An 18,080-nucleotide genomic window follows, 5' to 3' on the forward strand; every position below is an offset into this window, starting at 1 on the left:
CCCTCCCTTGTGTAGATGGGCTTAGTTGCCCAGAGCGTTGATCTGCTCGAGAACACCGTCCGGCCATGATCCGGCAAATTCGCTTTCGAGATACATCGACTGCACCTGATCACGGAACGCCGCGAGGTCGGGCTCGTAGACCTCCATGCCCTGCTCCTTGAGGAAGCTGACAAGGTCCTCTTCTTTCTGAAGCTGCTTCTGGCGACCGGATTCAGCCGCTGCATCCGCAGCTTCCTGAACCTTGGCTTGCTGTTCCGGTGTCAGCCCGTCCCAAACCTCTTTGCCGATGGCGATATAGTTCAGGTCGACCAGATGCGATGTCAGGATGATCTGATTGGTCACTTCGTAGAATTTGGCATCAACCACAGTCGGCAATGGGTTATCCTGACCGTCAACGGCACCGGTCGACAGCGCGGTATAGACTTCGGAGAAGGCCATTGGTGTCGGGGCGGCACCCAGCGCTTTGCCAAGGAACTGCCACGCATCCGTGCCCGGCATCCGCAGGTTCACACCTTCCAAATCTGCTGGCGTCGTGACCGTCAATTCATCCTTGGGCTGGCGCAGGTTCACCTGGCGACGGCCCAGATACATGACCGACAGCAGTTTGACGCCCAGCTCCTCTTCGGCCTTTTGTTTGAACGCGTCCATCAAGGGATCGTTGAAGACGGCAACCTGATGCGCGGCGTCCTGATGGACATAGCCGGCGGTAAAGATCGAAAACTCGGGGAAGAACTGTGCCAGTTCCTGCGCCGAGGTGATCGACATTTCCAGGTTGCCCCGGCTGATGGCGTCCAGCTCGGTGCCTTGGGCGAAGATCGTGCCATTATAGCTGGGCTCATAGCTTGCGAAATCAGCGACCATAGGCGCGAAAACCTCGGCCATAGCGACCGAGCGCTGGTCGGTCTCCGATCCTGATGTTGCGAGGCGAAGTTGCACTTTGTCTTCCGCCAGCACACCACTTGTTGCGCTAAACAGAACACCGGTTGCAACCAGGGCTGATACAGCAGCCCGGCGGGTAAGTTTGGTAATCACTTTGCTCCTCCCTGAGACATCATGATGCTTCTTTTTTGCGATTCAGAGTTTTGACCTATTTTTGACGTTTTGCAAGATTTTTTATAAAATATCTGATATTTTTATGCAGCCGTCATATCTACCTTTGGTGTTTTTTGTAGGTTTTTGATCCTGACCGTCTCACCTGTTCTGCAGGAATTCTGAATAGCTTCAATAACTTGAAGCGTTCTGAAACCTTCCCATCCAGACACAATCGGCTCTGCTTTGTGCAAAGCTACTTCAACAAAATGCCTAAGCTGATTGACCAGAGGATCAGACGCACCCTTCTTCAGCGCGGTTGATGAGATAGGCGTCCACCAGTCCCTTTGCTCACTCTGGTAACTCCACAATCGAAGATCAGGAACGGACAACGAACCATGAGATCCACCTATCATGTAGCTACTCTCAGTGGTTGAAGGATAGATTGGATATTCCTGAGACGTCATCTCCCAGCTCCATGGAGCTACGATGCTGTCGGACACACTTATCGTCCCTATCGCCCCGCTTTCGAACGTCAACAGAGCACCGGCAACATCTTCGTTGTCGTATCCCCGCTGCGATGCAGCCGACTGAGCCTGTACGGTCATGACTTCTCCGGCCAGGTACCGCAGCAGATCCACATCGTGGACAAGATTGACCGAGATGGGCCCTGCACCGGGTTTCTTTCTCCAGGGCGCAGCATCAAAATACTCGTCAGGCTTATAGAACCAGCAATTCGCATGGACAGCGCGCACATCTCCAATCTTCCCATCGACAATGGCTTCCTTAGCCGACCGGATCAGAGGATTGTGCCGACGATGATGTCCGACCATCAGAGGCACATTGGCCTTCTCCGCTGCTTGAACAAGCTCAAGTGCAGCGGTGGCTTCTACGGCGATCGGTTTTTCGACAAGAACGGGACAGCCATGTCGAACACAGGTTAGGCCTTGATCAACATGAAGCGTAGTGGGCGTCGCAAGCACAGCTCCGTCCGGCGTCTGGTTTGCAAACATTTCCTCCAACGTCTCGTAACACGCGACCCCGTGCTCAACGGCGTAGGCACGACCTCCGTCACTGGGGTCGACCACCGCTACAAGATCAACATGGCGCAACGCTCGGATAGCGTCCGCATGGCGGCGCCCAACAAGACCAATGCCGACAATGGCAATGCGAAAGTTCTTAGACACTTTGCTTCCTTCCGGAGGGTCCGGAAAATCCCGAAACCGATGATAGCGATCGAGCTGCTTTGCCCAACTTGGCCACGACCGTATTGGGGTTTTCGCGATTCCGCAATAATGTATGATATTTTTATTTTTACCATATATCAGTTTGGATTGTTGATGTCTCCGAAAAATGCTAAGTGAACGAGGAAACTGATAATATCGGGTGAAACGCATGGCGAAACAGCCGTCTACGATAGGTGCAAGCACCTATCAGCGCATCAAGCGGGATATCATCTTCGGGGAGCTGCAACCCGGCTCCAAACTGAAGCTGGACGCCTTGAAGGAACGCTACTCGGCAAGCCTTTCGACACTTCGTGAAACGCTGAACAGGCTCGCCAGCGACGGATTTGTCGAAGCTCCCGAGCAACGGGGTTTCCTGGTCACACCAGTTTCACGAGAAGACCTGACCGAGATTTCAGAGCTACGGGTCCTGTTGGAATGCCACGCGTTGGAATTGTCCATTGCGAATGGCGACACGGATTGGGAAGGCAACCTCGTTGCCGCACACCACAAACTGCACCTGATGGAACAGCAGCTTCTCAAGGGCGACGAGTCGGAGAAAGAAACCTGGAAACGATATGATTGGGAGTTTCACCAAGCGATGATCGCGGCCTGCAACTCCAAAAACCTTCTGTCTCTGCACTCCATCATCTACGACAAGTACTTGCGGTATCAGATGCTTGTGCTGACTTATCGCGGCGAAGAGGCGGTCAAGGAGCACAAGGGCATGTTCGATGCCGCGCTGGCCAGAGACGCCGACACGGCGAAGAGGCTGTTGGAAGATCACATTCGAAATGGCCTCCAGCATACCTTGGAGGCTATGTAAGACGTTCCCCTTGCCGCAATAGCGACAGCCTTCAACGCAGAGCACCCCGGTGAAGGCCAATTTCTTTTGATCGAATTCGCCAGTCAGGGCACCGCTACGACAATTGACCATTCGGCTTACCCCTTGAAGGTCACGGCACCCATATTTTACAGAGTGTTAATGTGTGGGGTTTGTGTCCAAGACGGACCTCCGCTACCATTAAAATCAATCACTTGAATCAAGGTTGAGCCAGCCCGTCGCTCCGGACCATGATTCCAGGGGGCAAATTGCGTCACAAAACTACGCCGGAATCGGTCAACTCGGGCGCACGGCCGTGCCGCGCGCGCCACCTAGAAATCAAGCTTCTGACACCCGCGCGGTATCCGATCTGAACGACCAAAACTCACTGCTGAGCGAAAACACGCCGCGCTTGTAGCAGCATTCCGCCACGTCAATCACGGCCCTCTTTTTGAAACTCATGAGATGCTTTAAGTCGAGCGGGGCATTTGGGCAGGGCAGAAAAATGAAACTCAGCGCATTAGAAGTTTTTTGTATTGTACTCGCAAGCGTCGTGGCCGGCGCTGGATTTGTTGGAGCAGCGAGCGCATTGATTTCGGGTATTTGAAACACCTGAACAGCACGCTTTCCCTGAATTGAGGAAAGTCAGACCGCCCAATTGCGCACGAAACGTATTGGCGGGGACCGTCCGCTCTTGCGGCCGCGCGGCTGGCTGGGCACTGCTTTGACAGCGAAAGAACGTTTGGCTTATCGCGACACGTTTCGATGAACAGCAGAGAGCTATCCGGGATCCACGAACGCCGCGCCCCGAAGCCCTTTAACAAATCGCGCAGTCGCTTTTGCAACTCCCGGCTGGATTTTTTTGCGAAATTTGGCATTCTGTAGCCCCATGCGATCATTGAGGGTCTCTCGTGCTGCCATCCGAACGTCATGCAATCATTCTCGAAGAAGTTTCGCGCCAGCCTGCGGTTTCTATTCGTTCTCTGACTGAACGGCTTGGCGTATCACGGGAAACCGTGCGCAAGGATATCGAGCAGTTGGCCCAGGAAAACAAGCTCAACCAGGTGCGTGGCGGGGCAACCAGAGTGCACAGGCATGAACCTCCTATGACTGACCGCACCCAAACCAACCGTGCGGGCAAGGAGCGTATTGGTGCCTATGTCGCCAGCGCGATCCCGGACGGGGCCAGCGTGATCATTGACAATGGGTCGACGACGCTTGCCGCAGCTCAGGCTTTAGCGGCCACCCGCCGTGAATTAACGATATACACAAATGACTTAACAATTGCCTCGGTTCTGACACCTGCAGCGGCGGAGATCACATTGCTGGGCGGACGGCTGGATTTTTCCGAGAATGCAACAATGAGTCTGGATACGCTGGAACACCTTTCCAGATATAACGCGGAATACGCACTGGTCGGGGTTGGCGGGATCAGCGCGCGGGCCTTGCTCACCTATTTCTCGCTGGAAGGCGCCAACTTGCGCCACATGATGATGGAACGGGCACAGCACCCTTTCCTTTTGGCGGACAGCAGCAAGTTCGGGGTGGTTGGGCAGATCGCCATGAAAGCTTTGCCCTTTGACGTGACCCTTGTTGTTGACGGTGAACTGCCCAAGGACATTTCCGAAGCGCTGGAAACCCACCCAATGGATATTGTGCGGGTATAACGCAAATAAAAGAAAATATTTGCAAAGTTTTGCAAAACATCGATAAGGTGAGTGCTGACCCGATTCCTTCTGCACGGAGCAAGGCAATGGCCAGCACCCAACTTCCGCACAGCGCGCAAACTGTCATTGTGGGAGGTGGTATTGTTGGCTGCTCGGTCGCGTATCACCTGACGAAGATGGGGCATCGTGATGTGGTGCTGTTGGAACAGGGACAGCTGAGCTGCGGCACCACCTGGCACGCGGCGGGTCTGGTCGGTCAGTTGCGCAGCCAGCCTGCCATGACCAATTTGATCCGCTATTCGACCGAGCTGTATTCTCAACTTGAGGCCGAGACCGGGCTGGCCACGGGTTGGATGGAATGCGGTTCCGTTACCGTGGCACGCACGGAGGACCGCATGACAATGCTGCTGCGCACGGCGGCCGCAGCCCGCGCGCAGGGGGTCGAGGTACAGGTCATCACCCCGCAGGAGGCGCAGGATAAATGGCCTGTGATGCAGGTGGATGACGTCAAGGGTGGGCTGTGGATGCCCGGCGACGGCAAGGCCAACCCGACCGATCTGACACAGTCGCTGGCCAAGGGCGCGCGCGTGGGCGGCGCCAAAGTCATAGAAGGCATCAAGGTGACCGATTTTCTGACCAAAGACGGAGCAGTCAGTGGTGTCGTGACCGACCATGGTACCATCGAAGCCGAGATTGTGGTGAACTGCGGCGGTCAGTGGGCGCGCCAACTGGGCAAAATGTGCGGCGTCAACGTACCGCTGCATTCGGCCGAGCATATGTACATCGTGACCGAACAGATCGAAGGCGTGAAGCCTGGCCTGCCGGTGCTGCGCGACCCGGACGGCTATATCTATTTCAAAGAGGAAACCGGCGGTCTGGTGATGGGCGGGTTCGAACCCGAAGCCAAGCCATGGGCAATGGACGGCATCCCCGACAAGTTCTTCTTCCAGCTTCTGCCCGATGACTGGGACCAGTTTGAAATCCTGCTGGAAAACGCGCTGATCCGGGTTCCGCAGATGGCAGACGCCGGCGTGCGCAAATTCTATAACGGGCCTGAAAGCTTCACCCCCGACAACAACTACCTTCTGGGCGAGGCACCCGAACTGAAGAACTTCTTTGTGGGGGCCGGGTTCAACTCGATGGGAATTGCCAGCGCCGGTGGGGCGGGGCATGCTTTGGCTGAATGGATTATTGAGGGGGCTCCGACTTCGGACTTGTTTGCTGTCGATATCCGGCGGTTCGCAAACTTCAACAACAACCAGACGTGGCTGCACGATCGGGTCAAGGAAACGCTGGGGCTTCACTATGCCATGCCCTGGCCCAATCGCGAGCTGGACACCGCGCGTCCGTTCCGCCGCTCGGCCCTTTACGACCGCCTAGCGGCTAAAAATGCTGTATTCGGATCAAAGATGGGCTGGGAGCGGGTGAATTTCATTGCTCCAGCAGGCGAAGCACCCGAGATTCAATACAGTTTTGGTCGCCAGAACTGGCATGACGCAGTTGCGGCCGAGCACAAGAACACCCGCGAGGGCGTGTCGATCTTCGATCAAAGCTCGTTCGCGAAGCTGTTGGTTCAGGGCCGGGATGCCTGTGCACAGTTGAACCGCATTTGCGCGGCAAATGTCGACGTCCCGGTGGGATGCACGGTCTACACAGGTCTGCTGAACGAACGCGGCGGGTACGAATCCGACCTGACAGTGCTGCGCCTGAAAGAGCAGGAGTTCCTTCTGATCACCGGCTCGGCCCAGGCGGTGCATGATGCGGACTGGATTCGCAAGAATTTCGACGCGGATGCCCACGTGTTCCTGACCGATGTCACGGCCGCCTGGTCGGTTCTGGCGGTCATGGGGCCGAAAGCCCGCGCGGTTCTGAAGAAACTGACCAAGGCCGACCTGTCCAACGCGGCCTTCCCGTTTGCCACCCATCAGGAAATCGATCTGGGCTATGCCACGGTTCTGGCCAACCGCATGACCTATGTGGGTGAACTGGGCTGGGAACTGGTGGTGCCGGTCGAATTCACCGTTGGCGTATACGAGGATCTGATGCGCGCCGGGGCCGAGTTTGGCGTCCGCGATGCGGGATACTACGCGCTGGAAGGGCTGCGCCTGGAAAAGGGTTTCCGCGCCTGGAGCCGAGAGTTGACGCCCGATATCACACCGTTGCAGGCAGGGTTGAGTTTTGCGGTCGATTTCGAAAAGCCCGGCGGCTTTATCGGGAAAGACGCTCTGCTGGCGGCAAAAGAGGACCCCGATCACCTGAAAACACGCATCGTGCAACTGGTGCTTGATGATGGCTCGGCACAACTGTGGGGTGGTGAGGCCGTGTTGTATGACGGCGTCGAAATCGGCGAGGTCCGCTCGGCCGCTTATGGCCATACGCTGTGCGCGTCCGTTGCACTTTGCCAGCTGGACGCGCCCCGGCCGGTAACGGCCGATTTCATCCGCGACGGGACCTTTGAAATCGACCTTGCCGGAACCCGGTTGTCGGCAACAGCCTATATGCGAGCCCCGTACGATACCAAAAGCGAGCGGCCGAAGGTGGACGGCTAATCTTGGATGACAACCTGCTGAAATGGACCTGGATGAAACACCGTTCGGTTATCGGGTCCGAAGCGAACCAAACCTCCAAATTCGGTTTTCTGCGTTGCGATAGTTTGCCATTGGACCAGCTTGTCCTTGACGAACAGACCTCCGGTTCGGTTCTGTCGGTCGCGTGCCACGCACTTGCGCCGGCAAACCAAACGCGCGCGCGTATCAGCGCATTGAGGTCGGAGTTCTGATGCACGCCAACAAACCAAACCATTCCTTCGGCTCGCAATGACAACCTCGGCGCTTCTTATCGTTTTGACCGCTGCCTTTTTGCATGCGCTCTGGAATGCGGTTGTCAAAGGGGCGCCCGACAAAGCAATCGTTTTGGGGCTGGTATCACTCGGCCACGCAATCCCTGCGCTGTTTGCGTTGCCGTTCTTCGGGTTACCAGTTTGGGCAGCTTTTCCCTTTATCGTTGGCTCGACCCTAATCCACTGGGGGTATTACTGGTTTCTGAACACCGCATATAGACATGGCGACCTGTCGATGGTTTACCCCATCTCTCGCGGGATCACGCCTGTTCTGGTCGCGATGGGCGCAATTTTGTTTGCCGGAGAGCTTCTTTCGACGGTCGCATGGATCGGCATACTCTGCATCTCGGCAGGTATCGGGTGCCTGTCACTTGCTGGGTTGGGCAGACAAACGAACTGGATCGCCATAGCGGCAGCACTTGGCACGGGCCTGATGATTGCGTCCTATTCGATTGTGGATGGTATCGGCATTCGGCTGTCCGAGAACGCATTGGGATACATCGCGGCCTTGTTCGTCGCCGAAATTATTGTTGCTGGGTTCATCTTCACGACCCGATGGCAGCGCCTTGTGGCACTGCCCAGACGCTTTGTCTGGGCAAGTCTGGCGGGCGGCGTCATTTCCGGACTGGCCTACGGACTGGTGCTGTATGCCAAGACGATTGCGCCTTTGGGTGTGGTGTCAGCACTCAGAGAAAGTTCCGTGATCTTTGCGTCGATTATTGGCGTCATGTGGTTTGGCGAAGGGCCCAAATCCAACAGGCTTCTTGCGGCGACAATCGTGGCGCTTGGCATCTTGGTTTTGGCAATGGCGAGATAACGAAATCTGAGGGCAGATTTCGGACGCAGAACCCGGAAACACGCATGAAAGAAGTACTGATCTTCATCATAGATCCGGCTGGATGTCGGACCGCCGCAGGAACAATACCGATCCCGCCTGTGTTCAGGCTCTGGCCCGCGACGGGGGCGACAATACTGGACGGCACCAAAAGTATGCAAAATAAGCGGCTTCAAACGGTTAGGCCCTGCCGCTCCGTTGCCGGAATTGATCGCAACCGTCGGCAATCCACAGCTGCTTTTCCATAGGGTGCACTTATGATGTTGAAGATATAATCGATTTTTCTTGAAGTTTTTATCTGTCAAACTGTTGATACAAATCTGAATAGAACGCCGCGCAAGAATGGCGAACCCGTCAAGAAATCACCAACAGAGGATAACAATGAAACACACGACATCATTTCTTGCCGCTCTGGCCGTCAGCGCAATGACCGCGACGGTTGCGGCATCGGAAACAGAATTGACAGTGTACACCGCCGTCGAGGCGGAAGATCTGGCCCGCTATGCCGAGACGTTCAACCAAAGCAATCCTGACATCAAGATCAACTGGGTTCGCGACTCGACCGGGATCATCACCGCCAAACTGCTGGCAGAGCGGGACAACCCCCAGGCAGACGTCGTATGGGGGCTGGCGGCTACGTCGCTGCTACTTCTCAAATCGGAAGGCATGCTGGAACCCTACGCGCCCGCCGGCGTCGAGAACCTGGATCCCAAGTTTGTCGATGGCGACAATCCACCCGCATGGGTTGGCATGGATGCCTGGGTTGCATCCGTCTGCTACAACACGGTCGAGGCCGAAAAGGCCGGGCTGAAGCCACCCACCTCGTGGAAAGACCTCACTGACCCGATGTACAAGGATCAGGTTATCATGCCGAACCCGAACTCGTCAGGCACCGGGTTCCTTGACGTTTCAAGCTGGCTGCAAATGTTCGGTGAAGAAGGCGGCTGGGAGTACATGGACGCGCTGCACGAAAATATTGCGCGCTATACGCATTCAGGGTCCAAACCCTGCAAGCTGGCGGCAGCGGGCGAAATCCCGATCGGTATCTCGTTTGCCTTCCGCGGTGCCAAGTCCAAGGCGGATGGCGCACCGCTTGAGATTATCGTCCCGTCCGAAGGCGTAGGCTGGGACATGGAAGCCACCGCAATTGTCGCCGGAACGGCAAATCTGGAAGCCGCTCAGAAACTGGTTGATTTCACAGTCACCAAGGAAGCCAACGAAATGTACAACACCGGCTATGCGGTTGTGGCCTACCCCGGCATCGCAAAACCGGTTGAGCACTTCCCAGAGGGTCTTCTGGATGCCATGATTGACAATGATTTTGAGTTTGCCGCGAATAATCGTGCGGCAATCCTGAAGGAATGGCAGTCTCGCTATGACGGAAAGTCGGAAGCGAAATAAAAACGATAGCAGGAGAGGTGCTTTTGCCTCTCCTGCGCGCCCTTCTCTTTTTCCCAAAAACGTGACCTGCGCACCTGGCAATGCCCAGCCCGGATCAGCCATGCCCGAGGTGCAGATGTGAGGACCTCTCCCGTGCTTCAGAAAACACCTCCCGGTGAACTGTATCTCAGCATCCAGAACTTGTGGAAGGCGTTCGGCAGCTTTCTCGCTCTCAAGGATATTTCGCTGGAAATCAACGATGGCGAATTCGTTTGTTTTCTGGGCCCGTCGGGTTGCGGGAAAACGACCCTGCTCCGCGCTATCGCCGGTCTGGATTTGCAGACCAAGGGGACAGTCATGCAGGACGGCAAGGACGTGTCCAACCTGCCCCCGTCCGAGCGTGATTTCGGGATCGTGTTTCAGTCCTATGCGCTGTTTCCGAACCTCACCATTGAAAAGAACATTGCGTTCGGCCTGGAAAACTCAGGCCACAGCAAATCTGAAATCGCTGTACGTGTGAATGAGTTGCTTAATCTCGTCGGCCTGCCGGATCAGGGCAAAAAATATCCGGCACAGTTGTCGGGTGGGCAGCAGCAAAGGATTGCCCTGGCCCGCGCCATCGCAACCAAGCCCGGCCTGCTGCTTCTGGACGAACCCCTTTCGGCGCTTGATGCAAAAGTACGCGTCCATTTGCGTCATGAAATCAAAGAGTTGCAACGCAAGCTGGGCGTGACCACCGTGATGGTGACGCATGACCAGGAAGAGGCGCTGGCCATGGCGGACCGGATCGTGGTCATGAACCATGGGGTGATTGAACAGGTGGGATCGCCCACCGAGATATACCGCCATCCAAGGAACTTGTTTGTCGCCGATTTCATTGGCGAGATGAACCAGCTGTCGGCAGTTGCCGGTGACCCTCAGACGATAGAACTGGGCGGGTCCGTGCTGAAATGCACGCGGCATTCGCATCAGAAAGGAAGCCGCGTCATAGCTGCTGTCCGACCCGATGATGTCATTCCGCATGGCGAGGGCGCGCGGTCTCCCGGTGCGCCGGATACAATTACCACCCCGGAAAACGCCTTCGAAGTACAGATCACCGAGATGGAGTTCCTTGGTTCGTTCTGGCGGTGCCGCCTGAGCAATGAGCGGTTCGGCAAATCCGAGCTGATCGCGGATTTCTCGATCAATGCCGTACGTCGCCTTGAGCTGGAAGAAGGGCGGACGATGATGATCGAGCTTCCCGAAGACCGCCTGATGGCCTTTGACGTACCGGAGGCCGGGGCATGAGTACCGCTTCTACCAACAGTAACACTTTGCCCCCCGGCCCAATCATCAAACCCAAGCTCAGCCGCGACGACATCCTGATGCGCGGAAGCATGATGGTCATCGTGCTGTATCTGATCGTGACGCTGGCGCTTCCGCTATACACGATGCTCTCAAAGTCGTTTTCCACCTATCGGGTGGAACTGTCCCAATACGAGTTTCAGGTCAGCGATGACGCAGGGAGTTTTGATGGAACGATCCTGTCGGGCGATGCGCTGAACCGCAAAACCGGAGCATTTGCCGACACCGATCTTGTGACGGGTTCGGACGGGCGCTTGCCTGTTACAGGTTTCTTCCCGGATTTCAGTTTCCGCAGTCCGGTGATGTATCAGATCCGGAACACGACGGATACCGGGCGGTTCCTGGTCGGATCGACGCTGCAGGAAGGAACCGATTGGGTCGAGCTGGATTCCAATACCTTTCGGCGGGTTCAACTTCGGCCCGTCCAGTCCAGGGGATTGGATAACTTTGTAAACTACTTCTCGACGCCCGCGCTGTTCAATTCGATCAAGAATTCACTTTGGATTTCCGTTGTCAGCACGATCGTCACCGTGACGCTGGCCTTCTGGTTTGCCTACGCGCTCAACCGCAGCTGCATGCGGTTCAAAGGTGTCTTTCGCCTGATCGCAATGGCGCCAATTCTCGTTCCCTCGCTGCTGCCGGGTATCGCCTTGGTATACCTGTTTGGTAATCAGGGCATGATCAAAGAACTTCTGTTCGGCGCCAGCATCTATGGTCCGATCGGCATTGTGATAGGCTCGGTCTTCTTCACCTTTCCGCATGCCTTCCTGATCATCTCAACGGCGCTGGCGATTTCGGATGCGCGGCTGTACGAAGCTGCGGCAAGCCTGCGGTCAACCCCATGGCGCACGTTCTGGACGGTGACCGTTCCGGGTGCCCGCTACGGCCTGATCTCTGCAGCCTTTGTTGTGTTCAATCTGGTAATCACCGATTTTGGCCTGCCCAAAGTCATCGGCGGGCAGTTCAACGTGCTTGCGGTGGACATCTACAAGCAGGTGATCGGCCAGCAGAACTTTGAGATGGGCGCGGTTGTGTCCGTGGTTCTGGTGATACCGGCGATCCTGGCTTTTGCGATCGACCGCATGGTTCAGTCCAAACAGGTGGCGTTGCTGTCGGCCCGGTCGGTGCCGTATCAGCCAACCCCGAACCCGAAAGCTGATCGCCTGTTTCTGGCCTATTGCAGCGCGGTCGGCCTGTTCATCGTTGGCCTTCTGGCAGTGTGCCAGTTCGCTGCCCTGATCAAGTTCTGGCCCTATGATCTGAGCCTGAGCCTGAGGAACTATCAGTTCGACAAGATGGATGGCGGCGGCTGGGGGTCTTATTTCAATTCGATCCGGCTGGCCCTGCTGACTGCAATCATTGGCACGGCGGTTGTGTTCTTCGGGGCCTACCTGGTTGAGAAATCACAAGGGTTCCGCACCGGCAGATCGATCTTTCAGATGTTCGCGATGTTGCCGATGGCCATTCCGGGCATGGTACTGGGGCTGTCCTACATCTTTTTCTTCAATAACCCGTCAAACCCGCTGAATGGCATCTACGGCACAATGGCGATTTTGGTGATCTGTACGGTGACGCACTTCTACACCGTATCGCACCTGACGGCGGTGACGGCCCTGAAGCAAATGGACCGCGAGTTCGAGTCCGTGTCAGCGTCGCTCAAGCAACCGACGATGAAGCTGTTTGCACGGGTGACGGTTCCGGTCTGCCTGCCAGCGGTTCTGGACATATCCATCTATCTGTTCGTCAACGCGATGACGACCGTGTCGGCTGTGGTGTTTCTGTACTCACCCAAGACCACGCTCGCCTCAATCGCTGTCCTGAATATGGATGATGCCGGAGACATCGCACCGGCGGCGGCAATGGGGATGATGATCTTCTATACAAATGCCGCGGCCCGGATCATTCATCAGATAGCGTCCAAGGGCATTCTGAAACGCACTCAAGCCTGGCGAAGTCGCTAGCGGCCATTTTGAATCCCTGCCCCGCCAATCAGCTATTGGCGGGGTTTTCTTTCAAAGTCCGCTGCACGAACTCCATGAAGGCGCGGATGATCTTCACCTCGCGGCGTTGCGAAAGCGAAATGATGCTCTCGCCCATTTGCAGGTTGATCCCTTGCAACTTGATCTGCCGCAGCCGGTCATCATGCCCGTATTCCGCCTGCGAGACAAAACCGATGCCGGCGCCGGAGGCCACAAGTTCCCGAATTGCTTCACGCCCTTCGGCAACGATCGCCGGTTTAAGCATGATCCCGTGCTTTTTGGCCTCATCTTCCAGTTTCTGGCGCGTTTTTGACCCGGTCTCGCGAAAGATAAGCGGCAGCTTTGACAACTCTTCCAGGGACAGGGTCGGTTTGGACGCCAAAAGCAAACCCTGGGCCGCAAAGGCGACGATCTCTGTGGATCCAAGGCTCAGGATTTCCATGTCCTTGCCCGGAGACAGGCTGCCGACAACGCCAATCTCCGCATTATAGGACCGGAGTTCCTCCAGGATTTCCTCGGTATTGCCCGAGCGCACGGTGATAGTGACGTTCGGATTCTTCTTCTGAAAGGCCCCCAGAAAGGCTGTCAGGTGGTGCGCTGAGTCGGCGATGATGCGCAACTCTCCATCAACCACGGCCTTGGTCTCGGAAAGGTAGTCCTCGATCTGATCTTCGATCTCGAAGTATTGTTTGGTGTATCTGTAAAGCTGCTCTCCTTCATGGGTCAAGGTCACACGTTTCCGTTCGCGCTGGAACAACAACAAATCGTGATCCTGTTCCAGCTTTCGCACCTGCTCGGAAATGGCCGGCTGTGTCAGATACAAGGCTTCTGCTGCACGCGAAAAACCACCGTGTTTAGCCACGAAATGAAAGGCTTTGAGCTGACTGTGCCGCATCGCGTATCCCCGTTTCCCAATACATAGGCTGAGCTTATAATTAGATCGATAATTGCAATTTCACATATAACAACCGTTGCTGCAATTGTGTTCTTGAAAACGCTTTTCTGGAGCATGGATATGACGCCTTCCAACGCAAAAATCGAACCTCCTCGCCTCGGTGAACCATATCTTCTGACACCCGGTCCTTTGACAACGTCCTATGCTGTAAAAGAAGCCATGTTGAAGGATTGGGGCAGTTGGGATGACGACTTTCGTGCCATGACGCGCGAAGTGCGGTCCAGCCTTCTGGCGTTGCTTGGCGAAGGGGCTGACGACTACGATTGCGTCCCCATGCAGGGCAGTGGTTCGTTCTCGGTCGAGGCGATGCTTGCGTCGTTTATTCCCGCCAATGGCAAGGCACTTGTTCTTGCAAATGGCGCCTACGGGCAACGATCTGCGCAGACCCTGGAATATCTGGGCCGCGATCATGTCGTTCTGGACAAAGGGGATTACCTGCCGCCCAGAGGCGAGGAAGTTGCCCGCATTCTTGCCGAGGATCCAGACATCACCCATGTGGTCGCCATTCACTGCGAGACCAGCTCGGGAATTCTGAATCCGGTCGAGGAGATATCCGAAGTCACCTATGCCGCCGGGCGCAAACTTCTGATCGACTCGATGTCGGCGTTTGGCGCGGTGGAACTCAAACCCACCGAAATCCGCTACGAGGCGATGGTGTCGTCGGCCAACAAATGTATCGAAGGCGTGCCCGGTTTCGGCTTCATCGTCGCCCGTAAATCCGAGCTTGAAGCCGCGAAGGGCAACAGCCATTCGTTGTCTCTGGATGTGCACGCGCAGTGGGCGCACATGAACAAGACCGGCCAGTGGCGGTTCACACCGCCAACACATGTGGTGGCCGCCTTTATCGAGGCACTCAGGGCACACGCCGCCGAAGGGGGCGTACCCGGCCGTGGCGGGCGTTACACCCGTAATCGCGATGTCATGGTCGCCGGAATGCGAGAGCTGGGCTTTGAAACGTTGCTGGACAATCGCTGGCTCAGCCCAATTATCGTCACCTTTTTCTGTCCCGCGGACGAAAACTTCGTGTTTGATCAGTTCTATAACCTGATGAAATCCAAGGGCTTCATCATCTACCCGGGCAAACTGACGGTGGTCGACAGCTTCCGCGTCGGATGCATCGGCCAAATGGACGAACACGTCATGCGAATGGTCGTGACCGCCGCAAAGGAATCATTGGAGGAGATGGGCGTGACCAACGCGGCACCTCCCCTCCGGGCACTGCAAGAACGCGCCAAACTGGCTGCCTAACTATCAAGGAACATGACAAGATGACCATCCAAACCCCCGTTGTAGCAAACGAACGCGTCTATCCGACGCCCAAGGTCCCCGCAGTCGCCATCTGCCTGGATGGGTGCGAGCCTGAATATCTGGAGGTTGCGATTGCCAAGGGCTTGATGCCCAACCTAAAGCGGATGCGCGAAGAGGGCACCGACCGGCTGGCCCATTCCGTCATCCCGTCCTTCACCAACCCCAATAACCTGTCGATCGCCACCGGACGCCCGCCCATTGTGCATGGCATCTGTGGCAACTACTTGATTGACCCGGACAGCGGCGAAGAAGTCATGATGAATGACGTGCGTTTCCTGCGCGCGCCGACCATCTTCTCGCAATTCTACGATGCCGGGTTCCGCGTCGCCATGGTCACCGCCAAGGACAAACTGCGTGCGCTTCTTGGTGCGGGGCTGAAGTTCGACGAAGGCCGTGCAGTCGCCTTTTCCTCGGAACGTTCGGGCGAGACGACCATGGCTGAGCACGGCATCGACAATGCCAGCAAATGGTTGGGCATGGACGTCCCCGAGGTTTACTCGGCCGAACTGTCCGAGTTTGTCTTTGCTGCTGGCGTCAAGCTGTTGAAAGAGTTCAAGCCCGACGTAATGTATCTGTCGACCACTGACTATATTCAGCATAAGTTTGCACCCGAACAGCAAGGCGCGCTGGATTTCTACGCGATGTTCGATCGCTATCTGGGCGAACTGGACGCGTTGGGTGCCGCCATCGTGGTGACCGCCGACCACGGCATGAAGCCAAAGCACTTGCCTGATGGCTCGCCCGCCGTTGTCTATGCGCAGGATCTGATGGACGAGTGGCTGGGCAAGGACGCCGCGCGGGTCATCCTGCCGATTACCGATCCTTATGTCGTGCATCACGGCGCATTGGGGTCTTTCGCGACCGCCTATCTGCCCGAAGGCGCGGATCAGGATGACATCATAGCAAAACTCAAAGCGACCGAGGGTATAACCCACGTGCTGACCAAGGCCGAAGCCATCGAGCAGTTCGAGTTGCCGGGCGACCGGATTGGCGACATCGTGATGGTCTCGGGCGAGAACATCTGCATTGGCACGTCCGAGCACCGTCACGATCTGGCGGCCCTGAAGGAACCCCTGCGCAGCCATGGCGGTTTGACCGAGCAAGAAGTTCCGTTCATCGTGAACCGCGTCATCGACCTGCCCAACCAACCGGTTTTGCGTAATTTCGACGCCTTCTTTTACGCAACCACAGCAGCGGCACAGTAAGTCATGAAAGATCAGACCATGTCGAACATCGAAATACGAAACGAAGGAATGCGGATCGGCGGTGAAATTGTCTTCACTGAAGAAACCGTTCCGGTGCACTACCCCTATACCAACGAAGTTGTGGGGTACGTTCCGGCCGGAACCGCCGAACATGCGCGCAAGGCTTTCGAGATTGCGGCAAACTACAAACCAAAGCTCACCCGATATGAACGCAGCCAGATCCTGCAGCGCGCGGGTGAGCTGATCGGAGAAAAGCGCGAATATCTGGCCAAGTGGCTGACGCTTGAACTGGGCATCTGCCACCAGCACGCGATCTACGAAACCAAGCGCGCGCAGGATGTCTATCAGTTCGCTGCCGCCGAGGCATTGAAGGATGATGGCGAGATTTTCTCGTGCGATCTGACCCATAACGGCAAGGCCCGCAAAATCTTCACCATGCGCGAGCCGGTAAAGGCGATCAGCGCGATCACACCGTTCAACCACCCGCTTAACATGGTCAGCCACAAGATCGCGCCGTCGATTGCCACCAACAACTGCATGGTCTGCAAACCGACGGAATTGACCCCGCTGACCGCATTGACCCTGGCGGATATTCTGTACGAGGCGGGCTTGCCGCCCGAGATGTTCCAGGTTGTCACCGGCTGGCCCGCTGACATCGGTGACGAGATGATCACCAACGAGCATATCGACATCATCACCTTCACCGGCGGCGTGCCTGTGGGCAAGATGATTGCCGAAAAGGGCGTCTACAAACGTCAGGCTCTGGAACTTGGCGGCAATGATCCTCTAATCGTCCTCAACGACCTCAGCGATGCTGATCTGGACAAGGCTGCCACGATTGCTGTTGCAGGTGCCACCGGCAATTCCGGCCAGCGCTGTACGGCGGTCAAGCGCATTCTTGTACAAGAGAGCGTCGCGGATAAGTTTGTGCCGCTGGTTCTGGAGAAGGCCAAAAAGATCAAATTCGGCGATCCGCAGGATCCTGAAACCGAATTGGGCTGCGTGATCCACGACAAGGCGGCGGAAGTCTTTGAGAACCGCGTTCATCAGGCCGAAAAAGAGGGCGCGGAAATCCTTTATCATCCGGGCCGTCAGGGCGCGCTTCTGCCGCCGATCGTGGTCGACAAGGTGCCCCATGACAGCGAACTGGTGATGGAGGAAACCTTTGGCCCGATCGTCCCCATTGTTCGTGTGCCCGACAACGATGAAGAGGTGATGGCCATCTCGAACTCGACCGAGTTCGGCCTGTCCTCAGGCGTATGCACCAACGATCTGAACCGCGCCATAGCCTATATAAACGGGCTGAACGTGGGCACATGCAACATCTGGGAACAGCCGGGTTACCGGATCGAAATGTCGCCCTTCGGCGGAATCAAGGACAGCGGAAACGGCGTGAAGGAAGGCGTTATCGAAGCGATGAAGTTCTTTACCAACGTGAAGACCTATTCGCTGCCCTGGCCTGGCTGACGTCCCTGCCCCTTCTGCAAACAGGA

Annotated in this window: 14 protein-coding genes; 10 read left to right on the plus strand and 4 right to left on the minus strand. The window is 56.3% G+C overall.

From position 1 onward, the window contains the following. Window positions 1–21: 21 nt before the first annotated feature. Window positions 22–1,032 carry a TRAP transporter substrate-binding protein DctP gene (gene dctP / locus ACR0FE_RS17445; protein WP_170773895.1) on the minus strand — a complete coding sequence of 337 codons (1,011 nt, stop codon included), beginning with the start codon at window positions 1,030–1,032 and terminating at the stop codon, window positions 22–24. A gap of 101 nt (window positions 1,033–1,133) precedes the next feature. Next, a complete protein-coding gene (locus tag ACR0FE_RS17450) occupies window positions 1,134–2,216 on the minus strand; it encodes a Gfo/Idh/MocA family protein (RefSeq protein WP_480563115.1) in 1,083 nt (360 codons plus the stop codon). 208 nt (window positions 2,217–2,424) lie between these two features. Here ACR0FE_RS17450 and ACR0FE_RS17455 point away from each other — a divergent pair, with 208 nt between their 5' ends. Next, the gene (locus tag ACR0FE_RS17455) at window positions 2,425–3,078 is read left to right on the plus strand and encodes a GntR family transcriptional regulator (RefSeq protein WP_170353340.1); all 654 of its coding nucleotides are present in this window, start codon (window positions 2,425–2,427) and stop codon (window positions 3,076–3,078) included. A gap of 336 nt (window positions 3,079–3,414) precedes the next feature. Here the strand turns inward: ACR0FE_RS17455 and ACR0FE_RS17460 are convergent, their stop codons facing one another. After that, window positions 3,415–3,537, minus strand: coding sequence for a hypothetical protein (locus tag ACR0FE_RS17460; RefSeq protein WP_480914259.1), 123 nt, complete (start codon window positions 3,535–3,537; stop codon window positions 3,415–3,417). A 449-nt stretch (window positions 3,538–3,986) separates the two neighbouring features. Here ACR0FE_RS17460 and ACR0FE_RS17465 point away from each other — a divergent pair, with 449 nt between their 5' ends. The 6 genes from ACR0FE_RS17465 (at window position 3,987) to ACR0FE_RS17490 (ending at window position 13,101) form a co-directional block, all read left to right on the plus strand. Beyond that, entirely contained in the window at window positions 3,987–4,742 is a 756-nt protein-coding gene (locus ACR0FE_RS17465) for a DeoR/GlpR family DNA-binding transcription regulator (RefSeq protein WP_170612105.1), read from the plus strand. Between the two features lie 86 nt (window positions 4,743–4,828). Next, window positions 4,829–7,291, plus strand: a complete 2,463-nt coding sequence (locus tag ACR0FE_RS17470; RefSeq protein ID WP_480914261.1) for a GcvT family protein — start codon at window positions 4,829–4,831, stop codon at window positions 7,289–7,291. Between the two features lie 267 nt (window positions 7,292–7,558). Then, the gene (locus ACR0FE_RS17475; protein ID WP_480914263.1) at window positions 7,559–8,398 is read left to right on the plus strand and encodes a hypothetical protein; all 840 of its coding nucleotides are present in this window, start codon (window positions 7,559–7,561) and stop codon (window positions 8,396–8,398) included. Between the two features lie 399 nt (window positions 8,399–8,797). Beyond that, window positions 8,798–9,817, plus strand: a complete 1,020-nt coding sequence (locus ACR0FE_RS17480; protein ID WP_170612111.1) for a putative 2-aminoethylphosphonate ABC transporter substrate-binding protein — start codon at window positions 8,798–8,800, stop codon at window positions 9,815–9,817. 132 nt (window positions 9,818–9,949) lie between these two features. After that, on the plus strand, window positions 9,950–11,083 hold the full coding sequence (locus ACR0FE_RS17485; protein WP_480914266.1) for a putative 2-aminoethylphosphonate ABC transporter ATP-binding protein: 1,134 nt from the start codon (window positions 9,950–9,952) through the stop codon (window positions 11,081–11,083). Continuing rightward, window positions 11,080–13,101: a putative 2-aminoethylphosphonate ABC transporter permease subunit gene (locus tag ACR0FE_RS17490; RefSeq protein ID WP_480914269.1), complete on the plus strand. Its 2,022-nt coding sequence runs from the start codon at window positions 11,080–11,082 to the stop codon at window positions 13,099–13,101. Before ACR0FE_RS17485 ends, ACR0FE_RS17490 begins: the two co-directional genes overlap by 4 nt. Before the next feature lie 28 nt (window positions 13,102–13,129). On the opposite strand, the gene ACR0FE_RS17495 is transcribed toward ACR0FE_RS17490, so the two are convergent. Beyond that, window positions 13,130–14,014 (minus strand): LysR substrate-binding domain-containing protein, encoded by an 885-nt coding sequence (locus tag ACR0FE_RS17495; RefSeq protein ID WP_170612114.1) that lies wholly within the window; start codon window positions 14,012–14,014, stop codon window positions 13,130–13,132. A gap of 120 nt (window positions 14,015–14,134) precedes the next feature. Here ACR0FE_RS17495 and ACR0FE_RS17500 point away from each other — a divergent pair, with 120 nt between their 5' ends. Genes ACR0FE_RS17500 through phnY form a run of 3 tightly spaced genes read left to right on the plus strand, consistent with a single transcriptional unit; the run spans window position 14,135 to window position 18,054 of the window. After that, window positions 14,135–15,322: a 2-aminoethylphosphonate--pyruvate transaminase gene (locus ACR0FE_RS17500; protein ID WP_480903814.1), complete on the plus strand. Its 1,188-nt coding sequence runs from the start codon at window positions 14,135–14,137 to the stop codon at window positions 15,320–15,322. 20 nt (window positions 15,323–15,342) lie between these two features. Further along, the gene (gene phnA / locus ACR0FE_RS17505; protein ID WP_480812437.1) at window positions 15,343–16,587 is read left to right on the plus strand and encodes a phosphonoacetate hydrolase; all 1,245 of its coding nucleotides are present in this window, start codon (window positions 15,343–15,345) and stop codon (window positions 16,585–16,587) included. A 3-nt stretch (window positions 16,588–16,590) separates the two neighbouring features. Beyond that, complete coding sequence (phnY, locus tag ACR0FE_RS17510) at window positions 16,591–18,054, plus strand: phosphonoacetaldehyde dehydrogenase (protein ID WP_480914274.1); 1,464 nt, start codon at window positions 16,591–16,593, stop codon at window positions 18,052–18,054. Window positions 18,055–18,080: the final 26 nt, after the last annotated feature.

The sequence above is a fragment of the Ruegeria sp. K7 genome (genome assembly GCF_056531785.1).

Excerpts from the sequence above, each read along its gene's own strand:
- ACR0FE_RS17455 (WP_170353340.1), top strand. The coding sequence starts at position 2,425 with ATGGCGAAACAGCCGTCTACGATAGGTGCAAGCACCTATCAGCGCATC.
- ACR0FE_RS17460 (WP_480914259.1), bottom strand. The coding sequence starts at position 3,537 with ATGAGTTTCAAAAAGAGGGCCGTGATTGACGTGGCGGAATGCTGCTAC.
- ACR0FE_RS17470 (WP_480914261.1), top strand. The coding sequence starts at position 4,829 with ATGGCCAGCACCCAACTTCCGCACAGCGCGCAAACTGTCATTGTGGGA.
- ACR0FE_RS17475 (WP_480914263.1), top strand. The coding sequence starts at position 7,559 with ATGACAACCTCGGCGCTTCTTATCGTTTTGACCGCTGCCTTTTTGCAT.
- ACR0FE_RS17480 (WP_170612111.1), top strand. The coding sequence starts at position 8,798 with ATGAAACACACGACATCATTTCTTGCCGCTCTGGCCGTCAGCGCAATG.
- ACR0FE_RS17490 (WP_480914269.1), top strand. The coding sequence starts at position 11,080 with ATGAGTACCGCTTCTACCAACAGTAACACTTTGCCCCCCGGCCCAATC.
- ACR0FE_RS17495 (WP_170612114.1), bottom strand. The coding sequence starts at position 14,014 with ATGCGGCACAGTCAGCTCAAAGCCTTTCATTTCGTGGCTAAACACGGT.
- ACR0FE_RS17500 (WP_480903814.1), top strand. The coding sequence starts at position 14,135 with ATGACGCCTTCCAACGCAAAAATCGAACCTCCTCGCCTCGGTGAACCA.
- phnA (WP_480812437.1), top strand. The coding sequence starts at position 15,343 with ATGACCATCCAAACCCCCGTTGTAGCAAACGAACGCGTCTATCCGACG.
- phnY (WP_480914274.1), top strand. The coding sequence starts at position 16,591 with ATGAAAGATCAGACCATGTCGAACATCGAAATACGAAACGAAGGAATG.